Raw genomic sequence first — 23,226 nt, forward strand, 5'->3', positions numbered from 1 at the left:
TGGCGCCCCGGGTGATCGCATGCTGGAGCAGTGCTGGAGCAGTGCTAGAGCATCGCCTTCATCGAGTCGGCGGCCGTAAGGACGTAGGGCTGCTCGGCCATGACCGCCGCCCAGTTGTCGGAGATCGCCTCCGGGGTCGGCTCGTCCGAGCGCCAGCCCGGCCCCTCCGCCACGAACACCCGCGCCACCCGGCCGCCGCCGACGGTGAACACCTCGCCGCTCACCTCGCACGAGTCGTGCACGAGGTAGGCGACCAGGGCGCTGACCCGCTCGGGGGTGAACTTCGCCTCGAACTCCGCCGGCAGCAGCGACTCGGTCATCCGCGTCCAGGCGACCGGCGCGATGGCGTTGGCCCTGATGCCGTTGCGCGCCCCCTCGATGCCGAGCGTCCTGGTCAGCCCGACCAGGCCCATCTTGGCCGTGGAGTAGTTGGCCTGGCCGAAGTTGCCGAACAGGCCGGCCGGGCTGGAGGTGTTGACGACGCGGCCGTAGCCCGCCTCCTTCATGTACGGGTAGGCCGCCCGGCTGACCAGGTAGGAGCCGCGGACATGCACGGCCAGGACCGCGTCGAACTCCTCGACCGTCATCTTGCCGAACGACTTGTCACGCAGGATGCCCGCGTTGTTCACGACGATGTCGACCCGGCCGAACGCGTCGAGCGCCGCCTGGACGATCGCGCCGGCGCCCTCGGGGGTGGCGACGTCGTCGGCGTTCGCGATCGCCCGGCCGCCGTTCTTGGTGATCAGTTCGACCACCTCGGCGGCCGGTCCCGCCGAGGCGCCGGTGCCGTCGAGCGCGCCGCCGAGGTCGTTGACGACGACCTTGGCCCCCCGCTCGGCGAGCAGGAGGGCGTGCGCCCTGCCGAGGCCGTGCCCGGCCCCTGTGATGATCGCGACCCTGTCATCGAACCGAAGCATCGAACCTCCACAGAAGGAGAACAACGTTCTAGTACGAGCACCATAACCCGGCCACGGCGCTCCTGCCGATCGTCACGACGGGCCGGGGAACCACAGGTCCGGCTCGCCCGGCACCCGGGTCACCCGTCCGCGGTCCTCCAGCCAGACGAGGTGCGCCAGCGTCTCGTTGGTGGCGGCGCGGCGCATGAACGGCGGGAACGTCGCCCAGTCCTGCGACCAGGTGAGCCGGGTCGCCGTGTCCCAGCAGGTGATCCCCCCGCCGCCGGCGGCGAGCACGGCCTCGATCTCCGCCAGCCGCTCCTCGTGGTGCGCCACGACGTACCCGACCCGGCCCGCCAGGTCCGCGAACCGGTACTCGTGCGCGGGCAGCACCTCCTCGATGTCCAGCTTGCCCACGGCGGCCAGCGAGTCGAGGTAGTCGGCCAGCGGGTTGGGCCGCGACTGCGGGTGCACCGCCACGATCGGAGTGATCTTGGCCAGGACGTGGTCGCCGGAGAAGAGCAGCCTGCGCGACGGCGACACGAAGCACAGATGGCCGGGCGAGTGGCCGGGGGTCCACAGGGCCCGCAGGTCCCAGCCGGGCAGGTCGAGTTGGTCGCCGTCCTCGACCAGCCGGTCCGGCTTGGCGGTCGCCACCAGATGCCTGATCATCATCGACGCCCCGGCCAGCTCGTCCAGCGTCCCGGCGGGAACTCCGGCCCGGCCGAGCAGTGCCCGTTCCCTGCGTACGAGGGAGTCGATGGCGTCGTCGTCGTAGCGTTCGTGGACGAGGGCGGCGTCGGCCGGGTGCAGCGCGATCCAGGCGCCCGACACCTCCCGGACGCGGCCGGCCAGCCCGTAGTGGTCGGGGTGGATGTGGGTGACGAGCACGCCCTTGACGTCGGTGATCGCGTACCCGGCCGTGCCCAGCCCGGCGGCCAGCGCCGCGTACGCCTCGTCGGTGTTCCAGCCCGCGTCCACGATGGCCACCCCGTCGGGCAGCTCCAGCGCGTAGACGAGGACGTACCGGAGCGGGTTGACCGGGATGGGCACCGGGATCGACCACAGCCCGGGCCGCACCCGCTCCACCTCCGGGATCACGCCGCTCCGCCACGCCGCGTGCTGCTTCTCGCTGGACGGGGTCACCACGTACTTCGCCATGACCTTGATTGTGCACGTATTTCCCGAATGATGTTCTACTGGGCAGCCTTTCGGGACGCGGCGGGCCGCTTCCCGTCGCGCCCCGCGCGCGTCCGATCCGACCGGGGCATCCCGACGAAGACCAGCGCCGACACGCCCGCCAGCGTGGCCGCCAGCGCCCACGCCGCGGCCACGCCCGTCTGGCCGGCCAGCACGCCGAAGCCCAGGTTGGAGACGGCGCCGCCCGCCTGCTGCGCCAGCGAGCCCGCCGAGGAGACCGCGGTGCGCTGCGCGGCGGGCACCGCGTCGTGGGTCATCTCCAGGCAGAGCACGAAGGTCACCGACATCCCCACGAACATGACGACGTAGGCCCCGCCGGCGCCCACCAGCCCCGCCGCGCCGTCGAGGCCGGCCGTGGCGGCCAGGACGCCGACGGACAGCGCCGTCAGCACGACCCCCGCCGCCCCGCCGCGCGCCGAGCCGCCGGCCGTCCGCGCCGCCCACGGGGCCAGGGCGCTGCCCACCGCGCTGCCGGCGAAGCCGAGGGCCGCGACGACGGCGTACGCGGCGCTCCCGCGCTCCGCCGTACCGGCGAGCTGGGCCAGCCGGCCCGGGGTGAGCAGCTCGATCGCCGTCAACACCATGCCCGAGACCAGGTAGAACACGACCAGGCGGCGCAGCACCACGTGGCCCGTGACCAGCCGCACGCTCGCGGCCACGGTGGCGGGCACGGCGCGCAGCATCCCGTCCAGCGGCAGCCGGGCATGGGACGGCTCGGGCAGCGCCAGCACCACCACGACCAGCAGCACGGCCGCCGCCAGCGCACCCAGCATCGGCGGCACCGCCAGCGGCAGCACCAGGTGACCCGGCGCCACGAGCGGCACGAACCCGCCCGCCAGCACGCCCACGCACAGCGCCACCGACTCCAGCGCCCCGCCGCGGGCCAGCCCGGGCTTGAGATCGGCCCCGGGGCCCTCCAGGTCATGCAGCGTGTCGACGTACCAGGCGGTGGCCGGGCCGCTGGACAGCGCCCGGGCCACCCCCTTGAGCACGCCGGTCAGCAGGAACATCCAGAACGTCGTGGACACGGCCATGAGGGCGAGCGCGGCGACGGTGAACCCGGCGGACACCGCCAGCACCACCCGCCGGCCGACCACGTCGGCCAGCCCGCCCGTGGGTAACTCCAGGCAGACGGTGACGAGGGAGAAGACGGTGAACACCAGGCCGATCTCGGCGAGGGTGAGCCCGCGTTCGGCCATGAGCAGCACCATCGAGGTGAGCATGAGCCCCGCCGGCAGCCAGGTCAGGAAGCAGACGAGCAGGTAGCGCCGCAGCGCCGATCGCGCGGTCACCTCTCCTCCTCCTCCTCGCGGCCGGCGGCCTCGATGACCCGCTCACGAGGCCAGGCGGCCCGCCAGACCTGGACCAGCGCGGCGTCGGGATGGCCGGCGTAGCGGGCCGCCACCTCGTGCACCAGCGCGCCCATCCGGTCGTTCAGCTCGCACACCCCCTCGGCCGGGAGCATGACCATGTCGTCGCTCATCCCCGCCGCCGTCAGCCACTCGGCCGGCCAGTCCGCCTCGTCGAACGACCGCATCGCCTGGACCAGCACCTCCACCTGCCGAGCCTGCATGATGCCGACCGCCTCCCGGCCCTCCGGGGTGGCGTGCATCCGCCGGTTGTCCCACGAGGTGTAGCGGTGCCGGGACCGCCAGCGCCGCTTCCTGCCGTCAGGCTGCTCCGGGTCCTCCTCGATGAAGCCGTACCTGGCCAGCTCGCGCAGGTGGTAGCTGGTCGAGCCGGAGCTCTCCCCCACCGCGCGGCCCAGCTCGCTGGCCGTCGCCGGGCCGTCGGAGCGCAGCAGGCCGAGCAGCCGCACCCGCAGCGGGTGCGCCACCACCTTCAGCACCCTCGGATCGCTGATCTCGTAGGACTCCTCCATACGAGCACCATAGACCGCAAAGATATTTTTGCAAAGCAAATTTTGCGACTTCCGGTCCTCACTAGACTGGCCGCATGCTTGACGACATCCGGGTGGACGACTCGATCCACGCGCTGCGCCCCGACTTCGCCGTGCTGCTCCTGACGGCGCACGGCCTGCGCAACGGGCCGACCGACGATCGCACCCGCGCCTGGCTGGCCGGCGCCGCCGACGCCGCCGCCCGGGACCCGCAGCCCGACAAGATCGAGGCGTGGCGCGACGCCTACCGGACGTTCGGGGCCAAGCCCTCGCGCACCCGGCCCTCGGTCGACGCCCTCACCCGGCGCCTGCCCCTGCCGGAGATCAACCGGGTCGTCGACGCCTACAACGCCATCAGCGTCAAGCACGCCCTGCCGATCGGCGGAGAGGACCTCGACCGCTACTCCGGCCCCGCCCGGCTGGTGCGGGCGGCCGGAGACGAGGCCTCGGAGGAGCCGCTCGGCACCCCCGAGCCCGGCGAGGTGATCTGGCGCGACGACGCGGGCGTCACCTGCCGCCGGTGGAACTGGCGGCAGGGCGTCCGCACCCGCATCACCGAGGAGACGGTCAACGCCCTGTTCATCCTCGAACGGCTGGAGCCGATGACCATGGAGGAGCTCAAGACCGCCGGAGAGGAGCTGGCCGACCTCCTGTCCGAGCTGGCGCCCGGGGTTCGCATCACCACGCGGTTGCTGTCCGGAGGGAAATAAACCCCCTGTCCCGGCGTTGATACCAAACAGCAACCGTCGCCACACCACCCTGATTGACTAGGGGGGCGTGACCTCTTTGGACAGTCCTGAGAGGATCGAGACAGGTCGCACGCCCACCCCGGCGCGCGTTGCCGGGCAGGACGAGTAACCTTGGACAGGTTCTCTTACATCAACGCCGATCTGCGGAAGAGGGCGATTTCCGCCGTGTCGTCTGAGTCGTCGCGGACAAACCCGCTGGCAAGCTTTGGCCAGAACGAGTGGCTTGTCGACGAGCTGTACCAGAAGTACCTCCAGGATCCCGAGTCGGTCGACAAGGCCTGGTGGAACTTCTTCGCTGACTACAACCCCGACTATGGACCGGGCCGCACCCCTGCCAAGGAGGCGGCGAACGGCACGATGACCGCGCCCTCTCCCGCCGCAGCGGCCCCGAAGGCCGGCCGGCAGCCGGCCCCCGCCGTGGCACCCGCCGCGGCGGCCGACGGGCAGGCCGCCAAGCCGAAGCAGCCTGCCGCACCGGTGCCCAAGGGCGCCGAGGAGGTCAAGCTGCGCGGCGCAGCCGCGCGCACGGCCGCCAACATGGACATGTCGCTGTCGGTGCCGACCGCGACCAGTGTCCGGGCCATCCCGGCCAAGCTGCTGATCGACAACCGCATCGTGATCAACAATCACCTCAAGCGGGGACGCGGCGGCAAGGTCTCCTTCACGCACCTGATCGGTTTCGCGATCGTCAAGGCGCTGCGGGCCATGCCGGAGATGAACTACTCCTACACGGAGGTCGACGGCAAGCCCACCCTGATCAAGCCGGAGCACGTCGGCCTGGGCCTGGCCATCGACGTCCAGAAGAGCAACGGTGAGCGCCAGCTCCTCGTGCCCTCCATCAAGGGCGCCGAGCAGATGGACTTCCGGCAGTTCTGGATGGCCTACGAGGAGGTCGTCCGCAAGGCGCGCGGCGGCAAGCTGGGCGTCGACGACTTCGCCGGCACCACGATCTCGCTGACCAACCCGGGCACGATCGGCACCGTCCACTCCGTGCCGCGTCTCATGCCCGGCCAGGGCACGATCATCGGCGTCGGCGCGATGGAGTACCCGGCCGAATACCAGGGGGCCTCGCCCGACACGCTGTCACGGCTGGCCGTCTCCAAGGTCATGACGCTGACCAGCACCTACGACCACCGGATCATCCAGGGCGCCCAGTCGGGCGACTTCCTGCGCCAGATCCACCGGTTGCTGCTCGGCGAGGACGGCTTCTACGACGAGATCTTCGAGGCGCTGCGGATCCCCTACGAGCCGGTCCGCTGGGTCCAGGACATCTCGACCTCCCACGACGACGACGTGGCGAAGTCGGCCCGGGTGCTGGAGCTCATCCACGCCTACCGGGTGCGCGGCCACCTCATGGCCGAGACCGACCCGCTGGAGTACAAGCAGCGCAAGCACCCCGACCTCGACATCCAGTCCCACGGCCTGACCCTGTGGGACCTGGAGCGCGAGTTCGCCACCGGCGGCTTCGGCGGCCGGCCGCTGATGAAGCTGCGCGAGATCCTGGGCGTGCTGCGCGACTCCTACTGCCGCACGGTCGGCATCGAGTACATGCACATCCAGAACCCCGAGGAGCGGGCCTGGATCCAGGCGCGGGTGGAGAAGCCGCACGCCTCGCCCGAGCGCGACGAGCAGCTCAACATCCTGTCGCGGCTCAACACCGCCGAGGCGTTCGAGACGTTCCTGCAGACGAAGTTCGTCGGCCAGAAGCGCTTCTCGCTGGAGGGCGGCGAGTCACTGATCCCGCTGCTCGACTCGGTGATCAGCGACGCCGCCGACGAGGACCTCGACGAGGTCGTCATCGGCATGGCCCACCGCGGCCGGCTCAACGTGCTGGCCAACATCGTCGGCAAGTCCTACGCGCAGATCTTCGGCGAGTTCGAGGGCAACATCGACCCGCGCACGGCGCACGGGTCCGGCGACGTGAAGTACCACCTGGGCGCGACCGGCGAGTTCACCGCGCCGAGCGGCAAGACCATCACCGCCTCGGTCGTGGCCAACCCCTCCCACCTGGAGGCGGTCGACCCGGTGCTCGAGGGCGTCGTGCGCGCCAAGCAGGACCTGCTGGAGCGCGGCGAGGAGGGCTTCACCGTCCTGCCGGTGCTCATCCACGGCGACGCGGCCTTCGCCGGCCAGGGCGTCGTGGCCGAGACGCTCAACCTGTCGCAGCTGCGCGGCTACCGCACCGGCGGCACCGTGCACGTCGTGGTCAACAACCAGGTGGGCTTCACCACCTCGCCGGCCTCGTCCCGGTCGAGCGTCTACGCGACCGACGTGGCCCGGATGATCCAGGCGCCCATCTTCCACGTCAACGGCGACGACCCCGAGGCCGTGGTGCGGGTGGGCCAGCTCGCCTACGAGTACCGCCAGGCGTTCCGCAAGGACGTGGTCATCGACCTCATCTGCTACCGCCGGCGCGGCCACAACGAGGGCGACAACCCCGCCTTCACCCAGCCGCTGATGTACGACCTGATCGACGCCAAGCGCTCGACCCGCAAGCTCTACACCGAGGCGCTGATCGGCCGGGGCGACATCACGGTCGAGGAGGCCGAGCAGGCGCTGCGCGACTACCAGGCCAAGCTGGAGCAGGCGTTCACCGAGACCCGCGAGGCGGCCAAGAAGCCGCACGAGGCGGGCGAGATGCGCGTGCCGCCCACCGAGGTCGTCAAGTGGTCGCACGACGACACGCCCACCGCGATCAGCGACGAGACGCTCAAGCGGATCGTCGACACCCAGCTCAACCTGCCTGAGGGCTTCACCCCGCATCCGCGCCTGGCGCCGGTGCTGCAGCGGCGTGGCCAGATGGTCGAGCAGGGCACGATCGACTGGGCGATGGGCGAGACGCTCGCGTTCGGCTCCCTGCTCATCGACGGCCATCCGGTCCGCCTGGTGGGCCAGGACTCCCGGCGCGGCACGTTCACCCAGCGCCACGCGGTGCTGGTCGACCGGATGACCGGCGCCGAGCACACGCCGCTGAAGAGCTTCAACCAGGGCACCACGAAGTTCTACGTCTACGACTCGCTGCTCAGCGAGTTCGCGGCGCTCGGCTTCGAGTACGGCTACAGCGTCGTGCGTCCCGACGCCCTGGTCCTCTGGGAGGCGCAGTTCGGCGACTTCGTCAACGGCGCACAGACGATCATCGACGAGTTCATCTCGTCCGGTGAGCAGAAGTGGGGCCAGAAGTCCGGCGTCGTGCTGCTGCTGCCGCACGGCTACGAGGGGCAGGGTCCCGACCACTCCTCGGCCCGCATCGAGCGGTTCCTGCAGGTCTGCGCGCTCGACAACATGACGGTCGCGCAGCCGACAACCCCGGCCAACTACTTCCACCTGCTGCGCTGGCAGGTCGAGTCCGGCCGGCACCGCCCGCTGGTGGTCTTCACGCCCAAGTCGCTGCTGCGGCACAAGGCGGCGACGTCCAAGGCCGACGACTTCGTCTCGGGCACCTTCCAGCCGGTGCTGTCCGACACGAAGGTCGACCCGGGCAAGGTCACCAGGGTGGCGCTCAGCTCCGGCAAGGTCTACTACGACCTGGCGGCCAAGCGCGACGAGACGGGCCGCGACGACGTCGCGCTCGTCCGGCTGGAGCGGCTCTACCCGTTCCCGGCCGACGAGCTGGCTGCCGAGCTGGCCCGCTACGGCTCGCAGGTGGAGCTGGTCTGGGTCCAGGACGAGCCGGTCAACATGGGCCCGTGGCCCTACCTGGCGCTGAAGCTCGCGGAGGACCCGCAACTGCTCGGCGGGCGCTCGCTGCGCCGGGTCTCGCGGACCCCCAACAGCTCCCCCGCGGTCGGCTCGCACGCCGCCCACGAGGCCGAGCTGCAGGAGATCCTCGGCCAGGTCTTCGGCTGATCACGGCACCACGAGACCCCCGCGCGGCCCAGGTCGCGCGGGGGTCTTCCCGTTGGCGGGGCCGCCACCGGGACGGCCTAGAGTGAGGCGTGGAACGCGCCGGCGGCCCGGCACGCACGCATGCACGACCCGAAACGGAGCACGATGTACTTCACCGACCGGGGGATCGAGGAGCTCGTCGAGAGGCGGGGTGAGGAGGAGGTCAGCCTGCTCTGGCTCGGCGAGCGGCTGCGCGAGTTCGTCGACCTCAACCCTGAGTTCGAGGTCCCGGTGGAGCGGCTGGCCACGTGGCTCGCCCGCCTCGACGACGAGGACGAGTAACCCCCCGAGACACGCCCCGGCGAGGCTGGGGTCGATCCTCAGACGCGATACATCTTGAGTTTCCATCACTCGCGACATATCGTGTTGTCGTGACGGTTGCCGGGGACGAAGGGGCGCGCATCATGCGGCAGTGGACGATCGAAGGGCCCGAGCACCTGACGTTCGGGCCCGTGACAGCACTGGACGTCCGGATCGTCGCGGGCAGGCTGGCCGTGCTGGCCAGCGAAGGCCTACCGACGCTGGAGGTCTCCAGCATCGACTCCGCCCCGCTGATCGTCACCTACGACGAGGACTCCGGACAGCTCGGCGTCGCCTACAAGGACCTCACCTGGGAGGGCGTGCTGAGCTGGCTGCGTACCGCCCGCCGCGAGAGCGTCGTCACGCTCACCGTGCCGAAGAGCTGCACGGTCAACGCCGGGGTGGTCTCCGCCTCGGCCGTCGTGGCCGGCTTTGAGAACGTCACCCGCGTCAAGTCCGCCGCCGGCGACATCGTGCTCGACGGGGTCAGCGGCGAGGTGACCGCCACCACGGTCTCCGGCGGCGTCGAGAGCCGGGCCATGGCGGGCGACCTGTCCTTCCAGAGCGTCTCCGGCGATCTCACCGTGGCCGGCGGCGTGCCCAGGCGGCTGCGCGCCCACACGGTCTCCGGCCGCATCACCGCCGACCTGGAGCTGCGACCGACGGGGCATGTGACGTTCAACAGCCTCTCAGGTGACATCCTGGTCAGGCTCCCGGAGGACGTGGAGACGGACGTGAGCATCCGGTCCACCTCCGGCCGTCTGGTGAGCACGTTCGACAAGCTGTCCGACGCGAACCGTCCCGGCTCAAAGTCGCTGTCGGGGCGGCTGGGTGGCGGCATGGCCTCGCTGTCGGCCATCACGGTCTCCGGCGACGTCACGCTGCTCAAGGGGGAGAACGCATGAGCCCTGTCTTCGGTCACGGCCGGCTCCGGCTGTACCTGCTGAAGCTGCTGGACGAGAGCCCGCGCCACGGATACGAGGTGATCCGGCTGCTGCAGGACCGCTTCCTCGGCGTCTACTCGCCCTCCCCCGGCACCATCTACCCGCGCCTGGCCCGCCTGGAGGAGGAAGGGCTGGTCACCCACGAGGTGATCGACGGCAAGAAGGTGTTCTCCATCACCGACAAGGGCCGCGGGGAGCTCAACGCCCGCCTGGACGAGCTGGCCGAGCTGGAGCAGGAGATCTCCGCCTCGGTGCGCGACATCGCCCGCGAGGTCAAGGAGGACGTCCGCGACACCGTCAAGTCGCTGCGCGAGGAGCTGACCCGGATGGCCAAGGACGTCCGCGTCGGCGCCAAGACCGACGCCGGACGGGAGCGCGAACAGCAGCGGGCCCACCTCGAACGGCTCAAGGAGCAGCAGCGGCACCAGTGGCGCGACCACGCCCACCAGTGGCAGGACGAGAGCCAGCGGCTGACCGGCGAGTGGCGCAGGATCTGGGCCGACATCTGGTCCACGCTCGGCGGCCCGACCGCCGGCCGTCCGGGCCAGGCCGCCGACCTCGACGCCGAGCTGGGCGGACTGCTGGCCGACTTCGTGGCCAGGGTCCGCGAGGAGGCCTCGGAGTCCCGCCTCACCCCGCACACCCTCGGCCGGCTCCGCGTCGTCCTCGACCAGGCCGCCGACCGCGTCCGCGACACCCTCCGCCCGTGATCAGATACGGCCTCGGCTCCCCGGCGCAGCGCCTCGCCTCGCGCCCGCCCCCCGGCCTCCGCCCCACCGCCGACGGTCCGACGGCGCCACCCCCCACCCCTGGCCGCCCGACGGCGCCTCCCTCGGCGCGCCCCACACGTAACTGCCGCCGCTTCTCCCTCCATCCGAGGCGGCAGCCCGGCATCGCCGAGAGCCTCCAACCCTCCCACACTGTGGCAACATAGTGTCGCCATAGGACATCTGAGGGGAGCCGTCATGGCATCACCGTCCCGCCGAGGCGATCCCGAACGGCGCACGCGGCCCGGCGGACGCAGCGCGCGCGTCAACGAGGCCATCCTCAGCGCCGTGCTCGACGAGCTCGTCGAGTCGGGCTACTCGAAGCTGAGCTTCGACCGGGTCGCCACCCGCGCGCAGGTCCACCGGGCGACGCTCTACCGCCGCTGGGCCACCAAGGAAGAGCTCGTCGCCGAGGCACTGCTCGCCCAGACCGGACAGGCGGTGCCGATGCCCGACACCGGTTCGCTCCGCGAGGACCTGCGCCGGCTCACCCACGCGATCGTCGCGAACATCTCCACACCCGACGGGCAGGGCCTGCTCCGCACGCTGGTCTCCGACGCGGGCCAGGTGCCGGAGATCTCCGTGGCCGGCCGGGCGTTCTGGGGCGAGCGGTTCGCCCTGGCCGGCGCGATCGTGCGGCGCGGGATCGAGCGGGGCGAGCTGCCCCCCGGCACCGACGCCGACTTCTTCATCGAACGGCTCATCGCGCCGCTGTTCCTGCGACTGCTGGTCACCGCCGAACCCATCGACGCCGCCTATGCCGACCGGATCGTCGACGCTCTGCTCGACACAACACCCCACTAACGCGACATTCTGTTGCCAGAAGGGCTGCCGCATGCCATGATTCTCTAAAGGCGACAACTTGTCGCACACTGTCTCCGGGAGAGAACCATGGCATCATCCGTCGTCGAGACCGCGCACCCGAACCGGTGGTACCAGGCCGGGCGGGGGCTGCTGATCCTGGCCGCCCTCGCCGCCGCCGCGGCGGGTGCCGCCGCGATCGGCGAGGTGACCGGCGCCGCGCCCGAGGCGTTGATCGCGCACACCTGGCGCATGTACGGGCTGTTCCTGTGCGCCGGCCTGTTCGGCGTGCTGGCCTGGCGCCCGGACACGCACGTCTCGGTGTGGACGCTGCTGATCGCCAACAAGGCCGCGCTGACCGTCACGGCCGTGGCCTACCTGTCCACCGGCGGCGCCCCCGGGGCGGCGGACACGGCAGCCTGGGACGGAGCCCTGACCGCTGTCCTCGTGCTCGCCTTCCTCACCACCCGGCGGCGCACCTCCGGATGAGGCGGCCTTCAGACCGTGAAGGCCGCCTCATCCGGAGGTTGCCTTCAGACCGTGAAGACGATCTTCCCGAAGACCTCCCCCTCGTGCATCGCGGCGAACCCGTCGCGCGCCCGCGCGAGCGGCAGCGCCCGGTCGACGACCGGGCGGACCCCCGTCTGCTCCAGGAAGACCGCCAGGCGCTGGAGCTGGTCGCGGGTGCCCATGGTCGAGCCGACCACCGAGAGCTGCAGGAAGAAGACCCGGTTGAGGTCGGCCGGCGGCACCGCGCCGCTGGTGGCGCCGGAGACGACGATGCGGCCGCCCGGCCTAAGCGACCTGAGCGAATGGTCCCAGGTGGCCTGCCCGACCGTCTCCATCACCGCGTCCACCCGCTCGGGCAGCCGCGCACCCGGCTCGAACACCCGGTCGGCGCCGAGCTTCAACGCCCTTTCCCGCTTGTCGGCCGACCGGCTGGTCGCCCAGACGCGGTAGCCGCCCGCCCGGCCGAGCGCGATCAGCGCGGTCGCGACCCCGCCGCCGGCGCCCTGCACGAGCACGGTGGCGCCGGGCTGCAGCCCCGCCTTGTCGAAGAGCATGCGATACGCCGTCAGCCACGCCGTCGGCAGGCACGCCGCCTGCTCGAACGTCAACGCGGCCGGTTTGGGCACCAGGTTGCGGCGCGGCACGACGACCCGCTCGGCGAAGGTGCCGTCGTGCACCTCCGACAGCAGCGAACGCTTCGGATCCAGCGTCTCGTCGGCCCCGCCGCCGATCACCGCGTGCACGATGACCTCGTTGCCGTCCTCGTCGACGCCGGCCGCGTCGCAGCCGAGCACGATCGGCAACCGGTCCTGCCGGATGCCGACTCCTTTGAGCGTCCACAGGTCGTGGTGGTTGAGCGCGGCGGCCCGTACGGCGACGGTGGTCCAGCCGTCCGGGACCTCCGGTTCCGGACGTTCGCCGAGCGTCAGCCCGGCCAGAGGATTGTCGGGATCGGTCTGTGTGGCGGTTACGGCGAACATGGCCGCACCCTACTTCAGGGTGATCCTGATCTCCTTGACGGCCCGCTCGACGAACTCCCGCCCGCCGGTCGCCGCGACCTGCACCCCGTCGCGGCAGACGGCCTCGGCCGGACGGTGTCCCCGATCCATCATCTCCGGCACCTGCGAGCCCTTCGCGCAGCCCGGCAGCGGGATGACCGCCACCATGTCGCCCACGACGCTGCCGAACCACAGCTGCGGGCCGACCGGATCGCCCTGCGCGACGTCGCCCGGCTCGCCGAGGCGCACCGGTCCGCCCCCGGACAGCACCAGGTAGCCGTCCTTCGTCACCCGGCCGCGCAGCCGCTCCGCCGCCGCCATCCGCTGCTCGAACGTCAACCCGTCGAACCGGTCGTACAGCGCCATCCGCCACGACCCGAACGCGAACAGCAGCACCTGCCCGTACGCGCCACTGCCCGGCTGGCGCGGCCAGAGCTGCACGTCGGGGGTGAGGCTCCTGATCGGCTGGCCGCCCTTGGACACCTCCGCCTCACCGCCGTAGGGCGCGACGAGCCTCCGGTACGCCCCGTCGATCCAGACGCCCCGGAACGGCCGCACCCCGAGCCGGTCGAGCCCCAGCTCGGCGGGGTAGCGCACCTCGCCCCGCGTCCCGTCGGGGAAGACCACCCGGACGATCTCGTCGTCGCCCTTGACCTTGGCCCGCGGGTAGAGGGCGTTCGGCGCGTTGCTGAGCGTGCGCAGCGACCGGATCGGCTGGGGCACGACCCCGAGCGGCGGCGGCTCCGGCTCGCGGCTGACCACCAGCCCGGCGACGGGGACCGCGACGAGCACCGCCACCACGACCAGCCCGATCCACCGCCGATGCCCGCGCCGCCCGCTCTCGATGACATCGAACTGATCGGCCACGACGACCTCACCCGGTGAGTGGCTTGCGCCCTGCCCATAGTTCAGTTGAGCGGCGACCGCCAGCGCAAGCCCTCGAACCGGGCGAAGTCCCTGTCACAGGTCACGAATTCACAACCGTGCTCGATGGCCAACGCCGCGAGGTAGGCGTCGGGCACGAGGTTGCCTGTGACGTCGGCCTTCCGGCACAGTCGCGTGAAGATCTCCCAGTGCCGGTCCGTACCGGTGATCACCACCGCGTGTGGCTGGCCCCGGTAGGCCTGTGCGAACTCCAGCGCCCGGTCGAGAGGATCGGGGTCGAGGTAGATGCGCCGGTTGGTCACCGTGCGGACGAAGCCGTTGACGACGAAGTCGCTGACGGCGTAACTCGCATCGCCGTTGACCATCTGCTCGACGACCGCGCGACAGCGGTCGCGGTCGGCGGCCTCCGGCCGGAAGGCGTTGACGAGGACGTTGATGTCAGCGAGCAGCATCGTCGATCATCCTCTCGACGAGCTCGACGTCAGCTGTTTCGAAGACGATGTGCTCCAGCTTGTCGCCGGCGTCGAGCCGAGCCTGGATCTCGGGGTGCAACCCCGCGCTGGCCTGTGACGTCACGAGCTCCACGTGGGGGCGGCGGGCCGCTTCGGTGGAGCGGTTGAGCAGTTGTCGCAAGGCGTCCTCCATCACCGAGGTGAGACTGCGTCCGTTTCGGGCCGCGTACGCCTTGGCCTCGTTGAGGAGTGCTTCGTCGATCCGCACCGTGGTCCTCCGCATGACTTCAGCGTCCGCCCGTGACATAAAAATGTCAAGTGCTCAGCGTAGTCGTTCGGTGACAATCTTTGCACGACTTTTGACCCTCACCACCGCGCCACGTTGACCCGGCCGTCGGTCGTGAGCCGTACCCGCTGCCCGACCAGCTCGCGCGACTCCGCCTCGGTCAGCGACTCGGCCCCCAGCACGTGGGCGTGCGCGCGCCCGCCGCCCGGCAGGTCCACGACGACGATCCCGCGCTCGGCCACCCCGTCGCGGTCGTGCGCCACGGTGTAGCCGGCCACCACGGCGGGCCCGTCGTAGGCGGCCACGATCGGCACGGGTTCGGCCGTGAAGACCGGGCGGGCGTCGCCCGACGCGCCGCCCGGCTCGGTGGACCACACGGCACAGGCGTGCTTGGTCAGGTGCATGCCGACACCGGTCACCAGCCCGTGACCGCCGCGTTCGCGCAGCACCCCGGCCATGGCGGCGGTGGAGTGCAGCATGTAGTCGCTGGCCGGTCCGCCCGCGTACGGCAGGCCGCCGGTGACCGTGAGGCCGCGCGGGTCGAACGGGTCGAGCCCGATCGCGTCGCAGGCCTGCCGGAGCGCGATCGCGAAGCAACTGTAGAGGTCGATCGCCCCCAGGTCGCCGAGCCCGACGCCGGCCCGCCCGAACGCGGCCGCCGCGGCCGCCGCGATGGCCTGCGAGGCGCCGAGCGCGGGCCGGGCCGCCACCTCCCAGGTGTCCTCGGCGTACGCCCATCCGCGCAGGTGGATCCGCCGGTCGGCGGGCACGCCGAGCCGTTCGGCCAGGGCGGCGCTCACCAGCACGACGGCCGCCGCCTGGTCGACCTCCATGACGGCCACGGTGTCGCGCGTGTACGGCCAGCCGACGAACCGGCTCCCGTGCACCAGTTGGTCCGGCGTGCGGGGGGTGCGCCGCCAGGCGTAGGGGTTCGCGGCGGCCACCTCGGTCATCGGCGCCAGCATGCGCGCCCGGTCGGCCATCTCCTGCCGGATGGTCCAGCCGAGGGCGGCGCGCCGGGCCGTTTCCATGATCGCGTACGTGTGCACCGGCAGGAACAGGTCGTGGGCCAGCTCCGCGGGGTGCGGCGGACGCTCCCAGCCGTAGGGCGGTTTGGGGACGGCCGGGTGGCTCCACGGCACCCGCTCGCCCGCCTTGCGGTAGGCCCGGCGCGTGGCCAGCGCCTCCGCCCCGGCGACCAGCGCCGCGTCCAGCTCGCCGGCGGCGATCCTGGCCGCGGCCGCGCCGATCAGCAGGTGCGGCGCGGTGCCGCCGACCCGCGAGTAGGCCTGGTGGCGGGGCGTGGCGCCGAGCCGTTCGGCGAGCCGGCCGGCGGGCGAGTCGTACTGCCAGGAGTCGGTGTGGACGATCTGGATCGAGTCGAGCCGCGCGACGGGCAACCGGGCGTCGCGGGCCGCTTCGCGGGCGACCTCCTCCCAGAGGTCGAGCGGCTCGGGGCCGGGCTGGTCCCGGACGGTGCGCTGGGCCACGCCGACGAGGCAGGGGGTCCGTGGGTCCATGCCGCCATTGAAGCAGAACATTGTTCCAGTGACATCGGACGGCGAGCACCACGCCGGGCACGCCGCAGCCCCGGTCCGCACGGGGCGGGACCGGGGCTGTCGAGCGTGATCAGAGCCGGAAGACCGGACCGGTCTGGGCGGCCAGCTCGCAGCCGTTGGAGAACGTGCGGTCGTAGTCGTGCCGCCTGCCGTCCCAGATGCCCATCGCCTTGACGTGCACCGGGTTGTACTCCATGGTGCAGGCCGTGCCGTCCGGGCGGGAGAGCCGCGCGGGGTCGCCGCCCACGCGTTCGAGAGCGGTGCAGGCGGCCGTGCGGGCGCGCCGGGTGCACGACAGCACCCCGGTCTTGTCCCCGACGGTGATCAAGAAAAGCCTCAGGTCCCTGCCGGGGGCACGCGTGTCGGCCACGGCGGGAGCGGCGCTGAATGCCGTACAGGAAAGAACGGCCAAGCAGAGAAGTCGACGCATGCATACCAGCTTTCCTGGCGCTCTGACCTGCGGCAACGACCGACACGAGGGATCAGTTGCACCTATGCGGATGGATGCCCTGACGCCTTCCTTATAGGACACAAGTCACGCTTGATCGGATAACGAATCCCCTACCCGAGCTGCAATACATAGGACAGATCTGTAAGAATCCATCCTTACACCCCAGGAAAGGCTTTTCATGATCCCCCGGGCCAGGCATCTGGCGGCAGCCGCGCTGAGCGCGCTGCTGATGCTGCCCGCCTTCGGAGGGAACGCCGCCGCCTCGGCCGCCGGCATCGTCTACTCGGTCACGCTGACCAAGACCGCGGCGGACGTGCGGAAGGTCGCCGACTACTGGAAGCCGGAGCGGCTCAAGGAGGCCGACAGCTACAGCCCCGCCACGCCCGGCTCCCGGTCGGCGCCCACCTCCTCCGCCGCCGGAGGGAGCATGGGCGGCCGGATCACCACCGCGGCGGTGTCGAGGACGACGCTCAACGTGGCGCCCACCCTCCCGCAGAAGGGCACGGTGGCCAAGACCATGGGCAAGGTGTTCTTCCGGTTCGGGGCCAAGGAGTACTGGTGCTCGGCCAGCGCGATGGCGGCCGGGAACCGCAGCGTCGTCGCGACGGCCGCGCACTGCGCCTACGACCCCCGCCAGGGCAAGGCCGCACAGGACTGGATCTTCGTCCCGAACCCGGGGCCGGACGGGACGGCGCCGGACGGCATCTACGTGGGCTCGGCGATCAGCATGCACGAGCACTGGCCCGGCAAGGGCGACTACGACTACGACTACGCGTTCGTCACCGTGAACCGCGGCTTCACCTGGGTGAGCAAGTCCGGCAAGCTCGCCACCCAGGACGTCGGCCGACTGCAGGACAACGTCGGCGGCCAGGGCCTGGCCGTCAGCAAGGGGCTCGGCCACACGATCCACGCCTTCGGCTACCCGGCGGGCCCGCAGCCCGACGGCAGCCGCCCGTTCAACGGCCGCACGCTGCAGACCTGCGCCGGCACCACCAGGAAGACGGTGGCGCCCAGCCTGGACCTCCAGTTCGGGGTGCAGTTGCAGCCGTGCAACTTCAGCGCCGGCGCCAGCGGCGGCGCCTGGCTGATCGACTACCGGCCCGCGCAGCAGCTCGGCGGACTGAACGGCATCAGCAGCCTCACCTGGAACCGTGACGCCAAGGACGGCTACGACGCCGTGTCCTCGCCGCCCTTCACCGTCACCACCGCCCAGGTGTACCAGCGCGCCGCCACGCTCGACACCCCACAAATGTGACACAAGTTACACCGAGCGTGGTCAACCACCCGATGATCAGGCGATATCGGATCTCGAAACGATCACGGCGTCTCGGCGGCGGCTTTACCTGATCTTCCGGAAATTCCCAGCTCCAGAGTCAGACCTGTAGGTTCCGGGCTGACCGTTTGCTGCTTACGGGGTGCTTCTGCCCCGCGTCAGCACAAAGGCGAAGCCTGGAGTTACCTTGAAGCGAATCCTTGTCCCGGCCGGTGGCGCCGTTCTGGCGACCGGCCTCCTGGCCGGCGGCATGACCGGCAGCGTGCAGGCCCGTGCCGACATCGCCACCGACCCGATGGCCCGCAACACGGCACAGGCCGCCTCGGTCGCGTCGTTCTGGCTGGCCTCGAACGGCGCGGCACTGCGCGCCGCAACCGCCTACACCTGGGACGCGAAGGAAGTCCGGAAGGTCGTCTCCAAGGGCGGCGCCTCCCCCGACGGCAGTCCCGGCAGCGCCGCGCCGATCGGCGAGGAGAAGGCGCCGATGAGCCGGGCGCAGAACGTGAACATGCCGAAGACGACCGGCAAGGTCTTCTTCGTCGACGCCTCGGGCAAGTACCGCTGGTGCTCGGCCACCTCGGTCCAGTCCAACTACCGCAACCTGGTCGCCACCGCCGGCCACTGCGTGTACGACACCGACGGCAACCGCGACGTCCTCGACCGCTGGGTCTTTGTGCCCGGCTACTACCAGGGCAAGGCCCCCTGGGGCATCTACGTGGGCAAGCAGGCGTTCACGCACTACGACTTCGACGTCTACGAGGACTACGACCGCGACTACGCGTTCGTCACCGTCTACAACGGCATCGGCTTCACCGGCGTGAAGCAGGTCAGCCGCAGGGACTACGACCGCTTCACCGGCCCGAAGCGGAGCTGGGGCGGGCGCAACTACATCCTGCTGTCCAAGGACGTGGGCCGCCTCGGCGACAACGTCGGCGGCCAGGGCGTCTCGTGGAACCAGCCCACGGGCAAGGTCGTCCGCGCGTTCGGCTACCCGGCCGGCCCGCACCCCGACGGCAACCGGCCCTACAGCGGCGTGACGCCGAAGACCTGCTACGGCAAGACCACCGGCAAGGCCGTGGGCGCCTCCTGGCTGAAGATCGAGGAGCACGTCGGCCTCAAGTGCGCGGTGACCCCCGGCTACGACGGCGGTCCGTGGCTGGCCAACTACAGCAACGGCAAGCGGCTCGGCTACGTCAACGGTGTCACCAGCACCTTCGCCGACCAGGACGGCAACGACCGGGTCGACTACATCACCTCGCCGTACTTCGACGGCGAGACCGCGTCGGTCTACAACTCCGCCAAGAACGTGTGGTCCGGCAAGATCGTCGGCCCGAACGGCGAGCTGTACAAGTAGGGATCACCGTCCCGTAGGGGGTCCGGCTTCGGCCGGACCCCTTTTTTTCGTATACGGCGCGTTTGGTACCGGTCACGGAGGGAAGGGCATGGACCCCCACCTCCAAGATCGACAAGTCGCGGAAGCGAGATTAGACGGAGTTGGGTGCCGATTTGGTTCCTGTGATCTGAGTCACATTCGAGCGCTCACTCCATGCGGTCGGCCCGTGACACCGTTTTCCGGCAACCCCGACGTGCCCTGCGAAGACGGGACCCGGCGATCACCCTCAGCGAAGATCACTGACTGGTAACGGAAAGGTCACGGCGGTAAGGCCACATGCCGAAAGGGGCAAACCGGCTTCCACCTGCAAAGATCACCGCGCTATGTTCCTTGCTATCCCTTTACTGACGCATGGGGCGCAAGTTGCGACCCACGACAGACCAAGGAGCAGTTCCCTTGAAGCGCATCCTCATCCCCGCCGGTGGCGCCATCCTGGCTACCGGCCTTCTGGCCGCCGGCCTCGCCGGCACCGCCACGGCCGCCAGCGACGTCGCCTCCGACCCGATGGCGAAGAGCGCGGCCGACGCCAAGGCCATCGCCCAGTTCTGGGCCGAGTCCAACGGCGCGGCTCTCAAGGCCGCGACCCAGTCCAACATCTGGGACAACAAGGACGTCGCCAAGCTGCAGAGCAAGGGTGGCTACAGCGCCGACACCAAGCCCGGCTCCGCCTCGCCGATCGGCCAGGAGAAGAAGCCCGCGGTCAAGACGCAGAACGTCAACTTCCCGAAGACCATCGGCAAGGTGTTCTTCGTCACCGCCAAGGGCGAGAAGAAGTGGTGCTCCGCCACCTCCGTCCAGTCGCAGTACCGCAACCTCGTGGCCACCGCCGGCCACTGCGTCTACGACACGGCGCACAACACGGACGTCATGTCCAAGTGGGTCTTCGTGCCCGGCTACTACCAGGGCAAGGCTCCCTGGGGCATCTACGTCGGTAAGCAGGCGTTCACGCACTACGACTTCGACGTCTACGAGGACTACGACCGCGACTACGCGTTCGTCACCGTCTACAACGGCATCCACGTGGGCGGCGGCAAGGCCAAGCAGGTCTCCAAGGCCGAGTACGACAAGTTCCAGGGCATCAAGGAGTCCAAGGACTCCACGATCACCGAGGCCGAGTACAAGAAGTGCGTCGACCTCAACGGCGGCGAGACCGCTGACTGCTGGGCCAAGACGGACACCAAGTACGACACCGTCGGGCCCGACTACCCCGGTGCGGTCAAGGCCCTCACCGAGGTCTCCAAGGAGGACTACGACAAGGCCCCGACCGGCAAGCGCAACGGTGCCAAGGCACCCGCCGCCACCAAGACGGACAACGTCACCAAGTCCGAGTACGAGAACTACAAGGGCCTCGGCTACCGCAAGATCGACGCCAAGGGCAACTACACGATCACCCACTACTTCGTGAAGAACTGGGTGAAGAAGACCGACATCAAGGGCTACTTCAAGACCACCTTCTACATCGTCGAGGGCTTCGTCCGGGATGCCGGCCGCCTCGGTGACAACGTCGGCGGTCAGGGTGTCGCCTGGAACCAGCCCACGGGCAAGTACGTCCGCGCGTTCGGCTACCCGGCCGCCCCGCACCCCGACGGCAACAAGAACTACACCGGTGTCACGCCGAAGTGGTGCTACGGCAAGACCACGAAGAAGCTCGTGGGCTCGGCCGCCAAGAAGATCGAGGAGCACGTGGCGCTCAAGTGCGCCATGACCGAGGGCGCCGACGGTGGCCCCTGGCTGCTCAAGTACAGCAACAGCAAGCGTCTCGGCTACCTGAACGGTGTCACCAGCACCTTCAACGACCAGGACGGCAACGACCGCGTCGACTACATCTCCTCGCCGTACTTCGACGGTGAGACCGCGAGCGTCTACAAGGCCGCCGCGAAGGTGTGGTCCGGCAAGATCATCTAAGTGACGCACCGCGACCGGCCTCGCGCCGATCGTTGACGCGTTGACTCGCGAAGGGCCCGGCAACCGCCGGGCCCTTCCGCGTTTCCGGCGATCTGTGAGGCGTTTGGACGCACGACGCGCCCATACGGTGCCATCCAGAGGATGTGATGTGCGTCACACTGTCCAAGACGGCTCCGTTGATCCTCTCACTGAGCCCCGCGAGTCACACTGACAACTTCCTTATGTTGATCTGCGAAAACGGGCGCGTCAGGCACTTCCGGCAAGTCGCTCACATATGCCACCTAAACATCACAGAACGATCACGGGCCGCAAACCCGATCTTTTCTGTGCGAAGTAGCTACCCGACCTCAAGATCGACACTGTAGATTCCTGGCTATCCCTTTACTGACGCATGGGACGCAAGAGGCGTTCCACGACAGCGCAAGGAGTTACCTTGAAGCGCATCCTCCTCCCCGCCGGTGGCGCCGTTCTGGCCACCGGTCTCCTGGCCGCCGGCCTGGCCGGTACCGCCCAGGCGCAGAGCGACGTCTCCAGCGACGTTCTGAACTCCGAGGCCAAGGCCGTCGAGACCGTCGAGTTCTGGTCGGCCTCGAACTACCTGGCCCTCAAGCAGGCTGTGGCCTTCAACCCCGACTCGCTCGAGGTCTCCAAGATCCAGAGTGGCGGTGGCTACAGCAGCGACACCAAGCCCGGCCAGGTCGTGCCGATCGGCGAAGAGAAGAAGGTCGTCGCCAAGACGCAGAACGTCAACTTCCCGAAGACGATCGGTAAGGTCTTCTTCGTCGCGAAGGACGGCAAGCCGTACTGGTGCTCCGGTACCTCCATCCAGTCGCAGTACCGCAACCTGGTCGCCACGGCCGGGCACTGCGTCTACGACATCGCCGGCAACGACGAGGTCGTGTCCAACTGGGTCTTCGTCCCGGGTTACTACCAGGGCAAGGCTCCGTGGGGCATCTACGCGGGCAAGCAGGCCTTCACGCACTACGACTTCGACGTGTACGAGGACTTCGACCGCGACTACGCGTTCGTCACCGTGTACAACGGCATCGGCGGCGCGGCCTACCAGACCAAGAAGGTCACCAAGGCCGAGTACGACGCGTGGCAGGGCGAGAAGGCCACCAAGGACATCGCCATCACCGAGGCCGAGTACAAGAAGTGCAAGGACCTCAACGGTGGCGAGACCCCGGACTGCTGGGCCAAGGCCTCCAAGAACAAGGACCTGGCCGGCCCGGACCACCCGGACGCCGTGAAGGTTCTCGAGGAAGTCGACGTTGACAAGTACAACGCCGCTCCCACGGGCAAGGTCAACGGCGCCAAGGCCGAGAAGGCGACGACCACCGAGTACGTCACCAAGTCCGAGTACGAGGCCTACAAGGGCCCGGGCTACCGGAAGATCGACGACAAGGGCAACTTCACCATCACCCACTACTTCCTCAAGTACTGGGTGAAGGAGAGCTCGAAGGTCGAGTACTTCCGTTCCGAGTTCTACATCGTCGGCCACGCCATCAAGGACGCCGGTCGCCTCGGTGACAACGTCGGTGGCCAGGGTGTGGCGTGGAACCAGAAGGGCGGCACCGCTGTCCGTACCTTCGGTTACCCGTTCGGCCCGCACCCCGACGGCAACAAGCCCTACACGGGCGTCACGCCGAAGTGGTGCTACGGCAAGACCCAGGAGAAGGTGCTCAAGATCCCGGCCCGCCGGGTTGAGGAGCACCAGTCGTTCCGTTGCGCCGTGACCGCCGGTTACGACGGTGGCCCCTGGCTGACCCGGTACAGCAACGCCAAGCGTCTTGGCTACGTCACCGGTGTCACCAGCCTCATCGTCGACACCGACAACAACAAGCGCTACGACACGATCACCTCCGCCCTGTTCGACGGTGAGACCGCGTCGATCTACAAGGCCGCTGCGGCCGTGTGGTCCGGCAAGCTCATCAAGTAGTACCGGCGGATCGAACGCTGACCCAGGTCGGCGCTCACCCCATGCATCACCCGAAGGGCTCGGCATCCAGCCGGGCCCTTCGGCCTTTTCTGGGCGCTTTGTGGCGGGGGTTACCGGAGTGACCAGAAGATCG

The 23,226-nt window shown here is 69.8% G+C and carries 21 protein-coding genes; 11 read left to right on the forward strand and 10 right to left on the reverse strand.

Annotation, left to right across the window (positions count from 1 at the left end; all coding sequences use genetic code 11):
- Positions 1-44: 44 nt before the first annotated feature.
- The 4 genes from ACGF0J_RS23995 to ACGF0J_RS24010 all read right to left on the reverse strand — a co-directional run bounded on the left by ACGF0J_RS23995 (position 45) and on the right by ACGF0J_RS24010 (position 3,978).
- Positions 45-917 carry an SDR family oxidoreductase gene (locus ACGF0J_RS23995; protein WP_393149187.1) on the reverse strand — a complete coding sequence of 291 codons (873 nt, stop codon included), beginning with the start codon at positions 915-917 and terminating at the stop codon, positions 45-47.
- A gap of 72 nt (positions 918-989) precedes the next feature.
- Positions 990-2,057 (reverse strand): MBL fold metallo-hydrolase, encoded by a 1,068-nt coding sequence (locus ACGF0J_RS24000; protein ID WP_393149188.1) that lies wholly within the window; start codon positions 2,055-2,057, stop codon positions 990-992.
- A 35-nt stretch (positions 2,058-2,092) separates the two neighbouring features.
- On the reverse strand, positions 2,093-3,388 hold the full coding sequence (locus ACGF0J_RS24005; RefSeq protein WP_393149189.1) for an MFS transporter: 1,296 nt from the start codon (positions 3,386-3,388) through the stop codon (positions 2,093-2,095).
- On the reverse strand, positions 3,385-3,978 hold the full coding sequence (locus tag ACGF0J_RS24010; RefSeq protein WP_393149190.1) for a helix-turn-helix domain-containing protein: 594 nt from the start codon (positions 3,976-3,978) through the stop codon (positions 3,385-3,387). Before ACGF0J_RS24010 ends, ACGF0J_RS24005 begins: the two co-directional genes overlap by 4 nt.
- A 74-nt stretch (positions 3,979-4,052) precedes the next feature.
- On the opposite strand from ACGF0J_RS24010, the gene ACGF0J_RS24015 reads away from it, so the two are divergent.
- From ACGF0J_RS24015 to ACGF0J_RS24045, 7 genes are all read left to right on the forward strand, one after another.
- Positions 4,053-4,706, forward strand: coding sequence for a B3/4 domain-containing protein (locus ACGF0J_RS24015; protein WP_393149191.1), 654 nt, complete (start codon positions 4,053-4,055; stop codon positions 4,704-4,706).
- 204 nt (positions 4,707-4,910) lie between these two features.
- Complete coding sequence (locus ACGF0J_RS24020) at positions 4,911-8,591, forward strand: multifunctional oxoglutarate decarboxylase/oxoglutarate dehydrogenase thiamine pyrophosphate-binding subunit/dihydrolipoyllysine-residue succinyltransferase subunit (RefSeq protein WP_393149192.1); 3,681 nt, start codon at positions 4,911-4,913, stop codon at positions 8,589-8,591.
- Between the two features lie 144 nt (positions 8,592-8,735).
- A complete protein-coding gene (locus ACGF0J_RS24025) occupies positions 8,736-8,912 on the forward strand; it encodes a DUF6104 family protein (RefSeq protein WP_393149193.1) in 177 nt (58 codons plus the stop codon).
- Between the two features lie 89 nt (positions 8,913-9,001).
- Positions 9,002-9,835, forward strand: coding sequence for a DUF4097 domain-containing protein (locus ACGF0J_RS24030; RefSeq protein WP_393149194.1), 834 nt, complete (start codon positions 9,002-9,004; stop codon positions 9,833-9,835).
- Positions 9,832-10,584 (forward strand): PadR family transcriptional regulator, encoded by a 753-nt coding sequence (locus ACGF0J_RS24035; protein ID WP_393149195.1) that lies wholly within the window; start codon positions 9,832-9,834, stop codon positions 10,582-10,584. The genes ACGF0J_RS24030 and ACGF0J_RS24035 overlap by 4 nt, the downstream gene beginning before the upstream one ends.
- A gap of 255 nt (positions 10,585-10,839) precedes the next feature.
- Positions 10,840-11,445: a TetR/AcrR family transcriptional regulator gene (locus ACGF0J_RS24040; protein WP_393149196.1), complete on the forward strand. Its 606-nt coding sequence runs from the start codon at positions 10,840-10,842 to the stop codon at positions 11,443-11,445.
- An 87-nt stretch (positions 11,446-11,532) separates the two neighbouring features.
- Positions 11,533-11,931, forward strand: a complete 399-nt coding sequence (locus tag ACGF0J_RS24045; RefSeq protein WP_393149197.1) for a hypothetical protein — start codon at positions 11,533-11,535, stop codon at positions 11,929-11,931.
- Between the two features lie 44 nt (positions 11,932-11,975).
- On the opposite strand, the gene ACGF0J_RS24050 is transcribed toward ACGF0J_RS24045, so the two are convergent.
- From ACGF0J_RS24050 to ACGF0J_RS24075, 6 genes are all read right to left on the reverse strand, one after another.
- Positions 11,976-12,932, reverse strand: a complete 957-nt coding sequence (locus tag ACGF0J_RS24050; RefSeq protein WP_393149198.1) for a zinc-binding dehydrogenase — start codon at positions 12,930-12,932, stop codon at positions 11,976-11,978.
- 9 nt (positions 12,933-12,941) lie between these two features.
- A complete protein-coding gene (locus ACGF0J_RS24055) occupies positions 12,942-13,817 on the reverse strand; it encodes a hypothetical protein (protein WP_393149199.1) in 876 nt (291 codons plus the stop codon).
- A gap of 41 nt (positions 13,818-13,858) precedes the next feature.
- Complete coding sequence (locus ACGF0J_RS24060) at positions 13,859-14,287, reverse strand: type II toxin-antitoxin system VapC family toxin (protein WP_393149200.1); 429 nt, start codon at positions 14,285-14,287, stop codon at positions 13,859-13,861.
- Positions 14,274-14,555, reverse strand: a complete 282-nt coding sequence (locus ACGF0J_RS24065) for a hypothetical protein (protein WP_393149201.1) — start codon at positions 14,553-14,555, stop codon at positions 14,274-14,276. The genes ACGF0J_RS24060 and ACGF0J_RS24065 overlap by 14 nt, the downstream gene beginning before the upstream one ends.
- Before the next feature lie 98 nt (positions 14,556-14,653).
- Positions 14,654-16,093: an acetyl-CoA synthetase gene (locus ACGF0J_RS24070; RefSeq protein WP_393149202.1), complete on the reverse strand. Its 1,440-nt coding sequence runs from the start codon at positions 16,091-16,093 to the stop codon at positions 14,654-14,656.
- 109 nt (positions 16,094-16,202) lie between these two features.
- Positions 16,203-16,460: an SSI family serine proteinase inhibitor gene (locus tag ACGF0J_RS24075; RefSeq protein WP_393149203.1), complete on the reverse strand. Its 258-nt coding sequence runs from the start codon at positions 16,458-16,460 to the stop codon at positions 16,203-16,205.
- Positions 16,461-16,761: 301 nt separating this feature from the next.
- Between ACGF0J_RS24075 and ACGF0J_RS24080 the strand changes: the two genes are divergently transcribed.
- The 4 genes from ACGF0J_RS24080 (at position 16,762) to ACGF0J_RS24095 (ending at position 23,093) form a co-directional block, all read left to right on the forward strand.
- The gene (locus ACGF0J_RS24080) at positions 16,762-17,838 is read left to right on the forward strand and encodes a trypsin-like serine peptidase (protein ID WP_393149204.1); all 1,077 of its coding nucleotides are present in this window, start codon (positions 16,762-16,764) and stop codon (positions 17,836-17,838) included.
- A 205-nt stretch (positions 17,839-18,043) separates the two neighbouring features.
- Positions 18,044-19,210, forward strand: a complete 1,167-nt coding sequence (locus ACGF0J_RS24085) for a trypsin-like serine peptidase (protein ID WP_393149205.1) — start codon at positions 18,044-18,046, stop codon at positions 19,208-19,210.
- 435 nt (positions 19,211-19,645) lie between these two features.
- The gene (locus tag ACGF0J_RS24090; RefSeq protein WP_393149206.1) at positions 19,646-21,154 is read left to right on the forward strand and encodes a trypsin-like serine peptidase; all 1,509 of its coding nucleotides are present in this window, start codon (positions 19,646-19,648) and stop codon (positions 21,152-21,154) included.
- Positions 21,155-21,587: 433 nt separating this feature from the next.
- Positions 21,588-23,093: a trypsin-like serine peptidase gene (locus ACGF0J_RS24095; RefSeq protein WP_393149207.1), complete on the forward strand. Its 1,506-nt coding sequence runs from the start codon at positions 21,588-21,590 to the stop codon at positions 23,091-23,093.
- The last annotated feature ends 133 nt before the right edge of the window (positions 23,094-23,226 follow it).

Source organism: Nonomuraea sp. NPDC047897, from assembly GCF_043204415.1.
Lineage (GTDB): Bacteria > Actinomycetota > Actinomycetes > Streptosporangiales > Streptosporangiaceae > Nonomuraea.

Coding starts and splice junctions, on each gene's coding strand:
- ACGF0J_RS23995 (WP_393149187.1), bottom strand. CDS start 917: ATGCTTCGGTTCGATGACAGGGTCGCGATCATCACAGGGGCCGGGCAC.
- ACGF0J_RS24000 (WP_393149188.1), bottom strand. CDS start 2,057: ATGGCGAAGTACGTGGTGACCCCGTCCAGCGAGAAGCAGCACGCGGCG.
- ACGF0J_RS24010 (WP_393149190.1), bottom strand. CDS start 3,978: ATGGAGGAGTCCTACGAGATCAGCGATCCGAGGGTGCTGAAGGTGGTG.
- ACGF0J_RS24015 (WP_393149191.1), top strand. CDS start 4,053: ATGCTTGACGACATCCGGGTGGACGACTCGATCCACGCGCTGCGCCCC.
- ACGF0J_RS24025 (WP_393149193.1), top strand. CDS start 8,736: ATGTACTTCACCGACCGGGGGATCGAGGAGCTCGTCGAGAGGCGGGGT.
- ACGF0J_RS24035 (WP_393149195.1), top strand. CDS start 9,832: ATGAGCCCTGTCTTCGGTCACGGCCGGCTCCGGCTGTACCTGCTGAAG.
- ACGF0J_RS24040 (WP_393149196.1), top strand. CDS start 10,840: ATGGCATCACCGTCCCGCCGAGGCGATCCCGAACGGCGCACGCGGCCC.
- ACGF0J_RS24045 (WP_393149197.1), top strand. CDS start 11,533: ATGGCATCATCCGTCGTCGAGACCGCGCACCCGAACCGGTGGTACCAG.
- ACGF0J_RS24050 (WP_393149198.1), bottom strand. CDS start 12,932: ATGTTCGCCGTAACCGCCACACAGACCGATCCCGACAATCCTCTGGCC.
- ACGF0J_RS24060 (WP_393149200.1), bottom strand. CDS start 14,287: ATGCTGCTCGCTGACATCAACGTCCTCGTCAACGCCTTCCGGCCGGAG.
- ACGF0J_RS24070 (WP_393149202.1), bottom strand. CDS start 16,093: ATGGACCCACGGACCCCCTGCCTCGTCGGCGTGGCCCAGCGCACCGTC.
- ACGF0J_RS24080 (WP_393149204.1), top strand. CDS start 16,762: ATGATCCCCCGGGCCAGGCATCTGGCGGCAGCCGCGCTGAGCGCGCTG.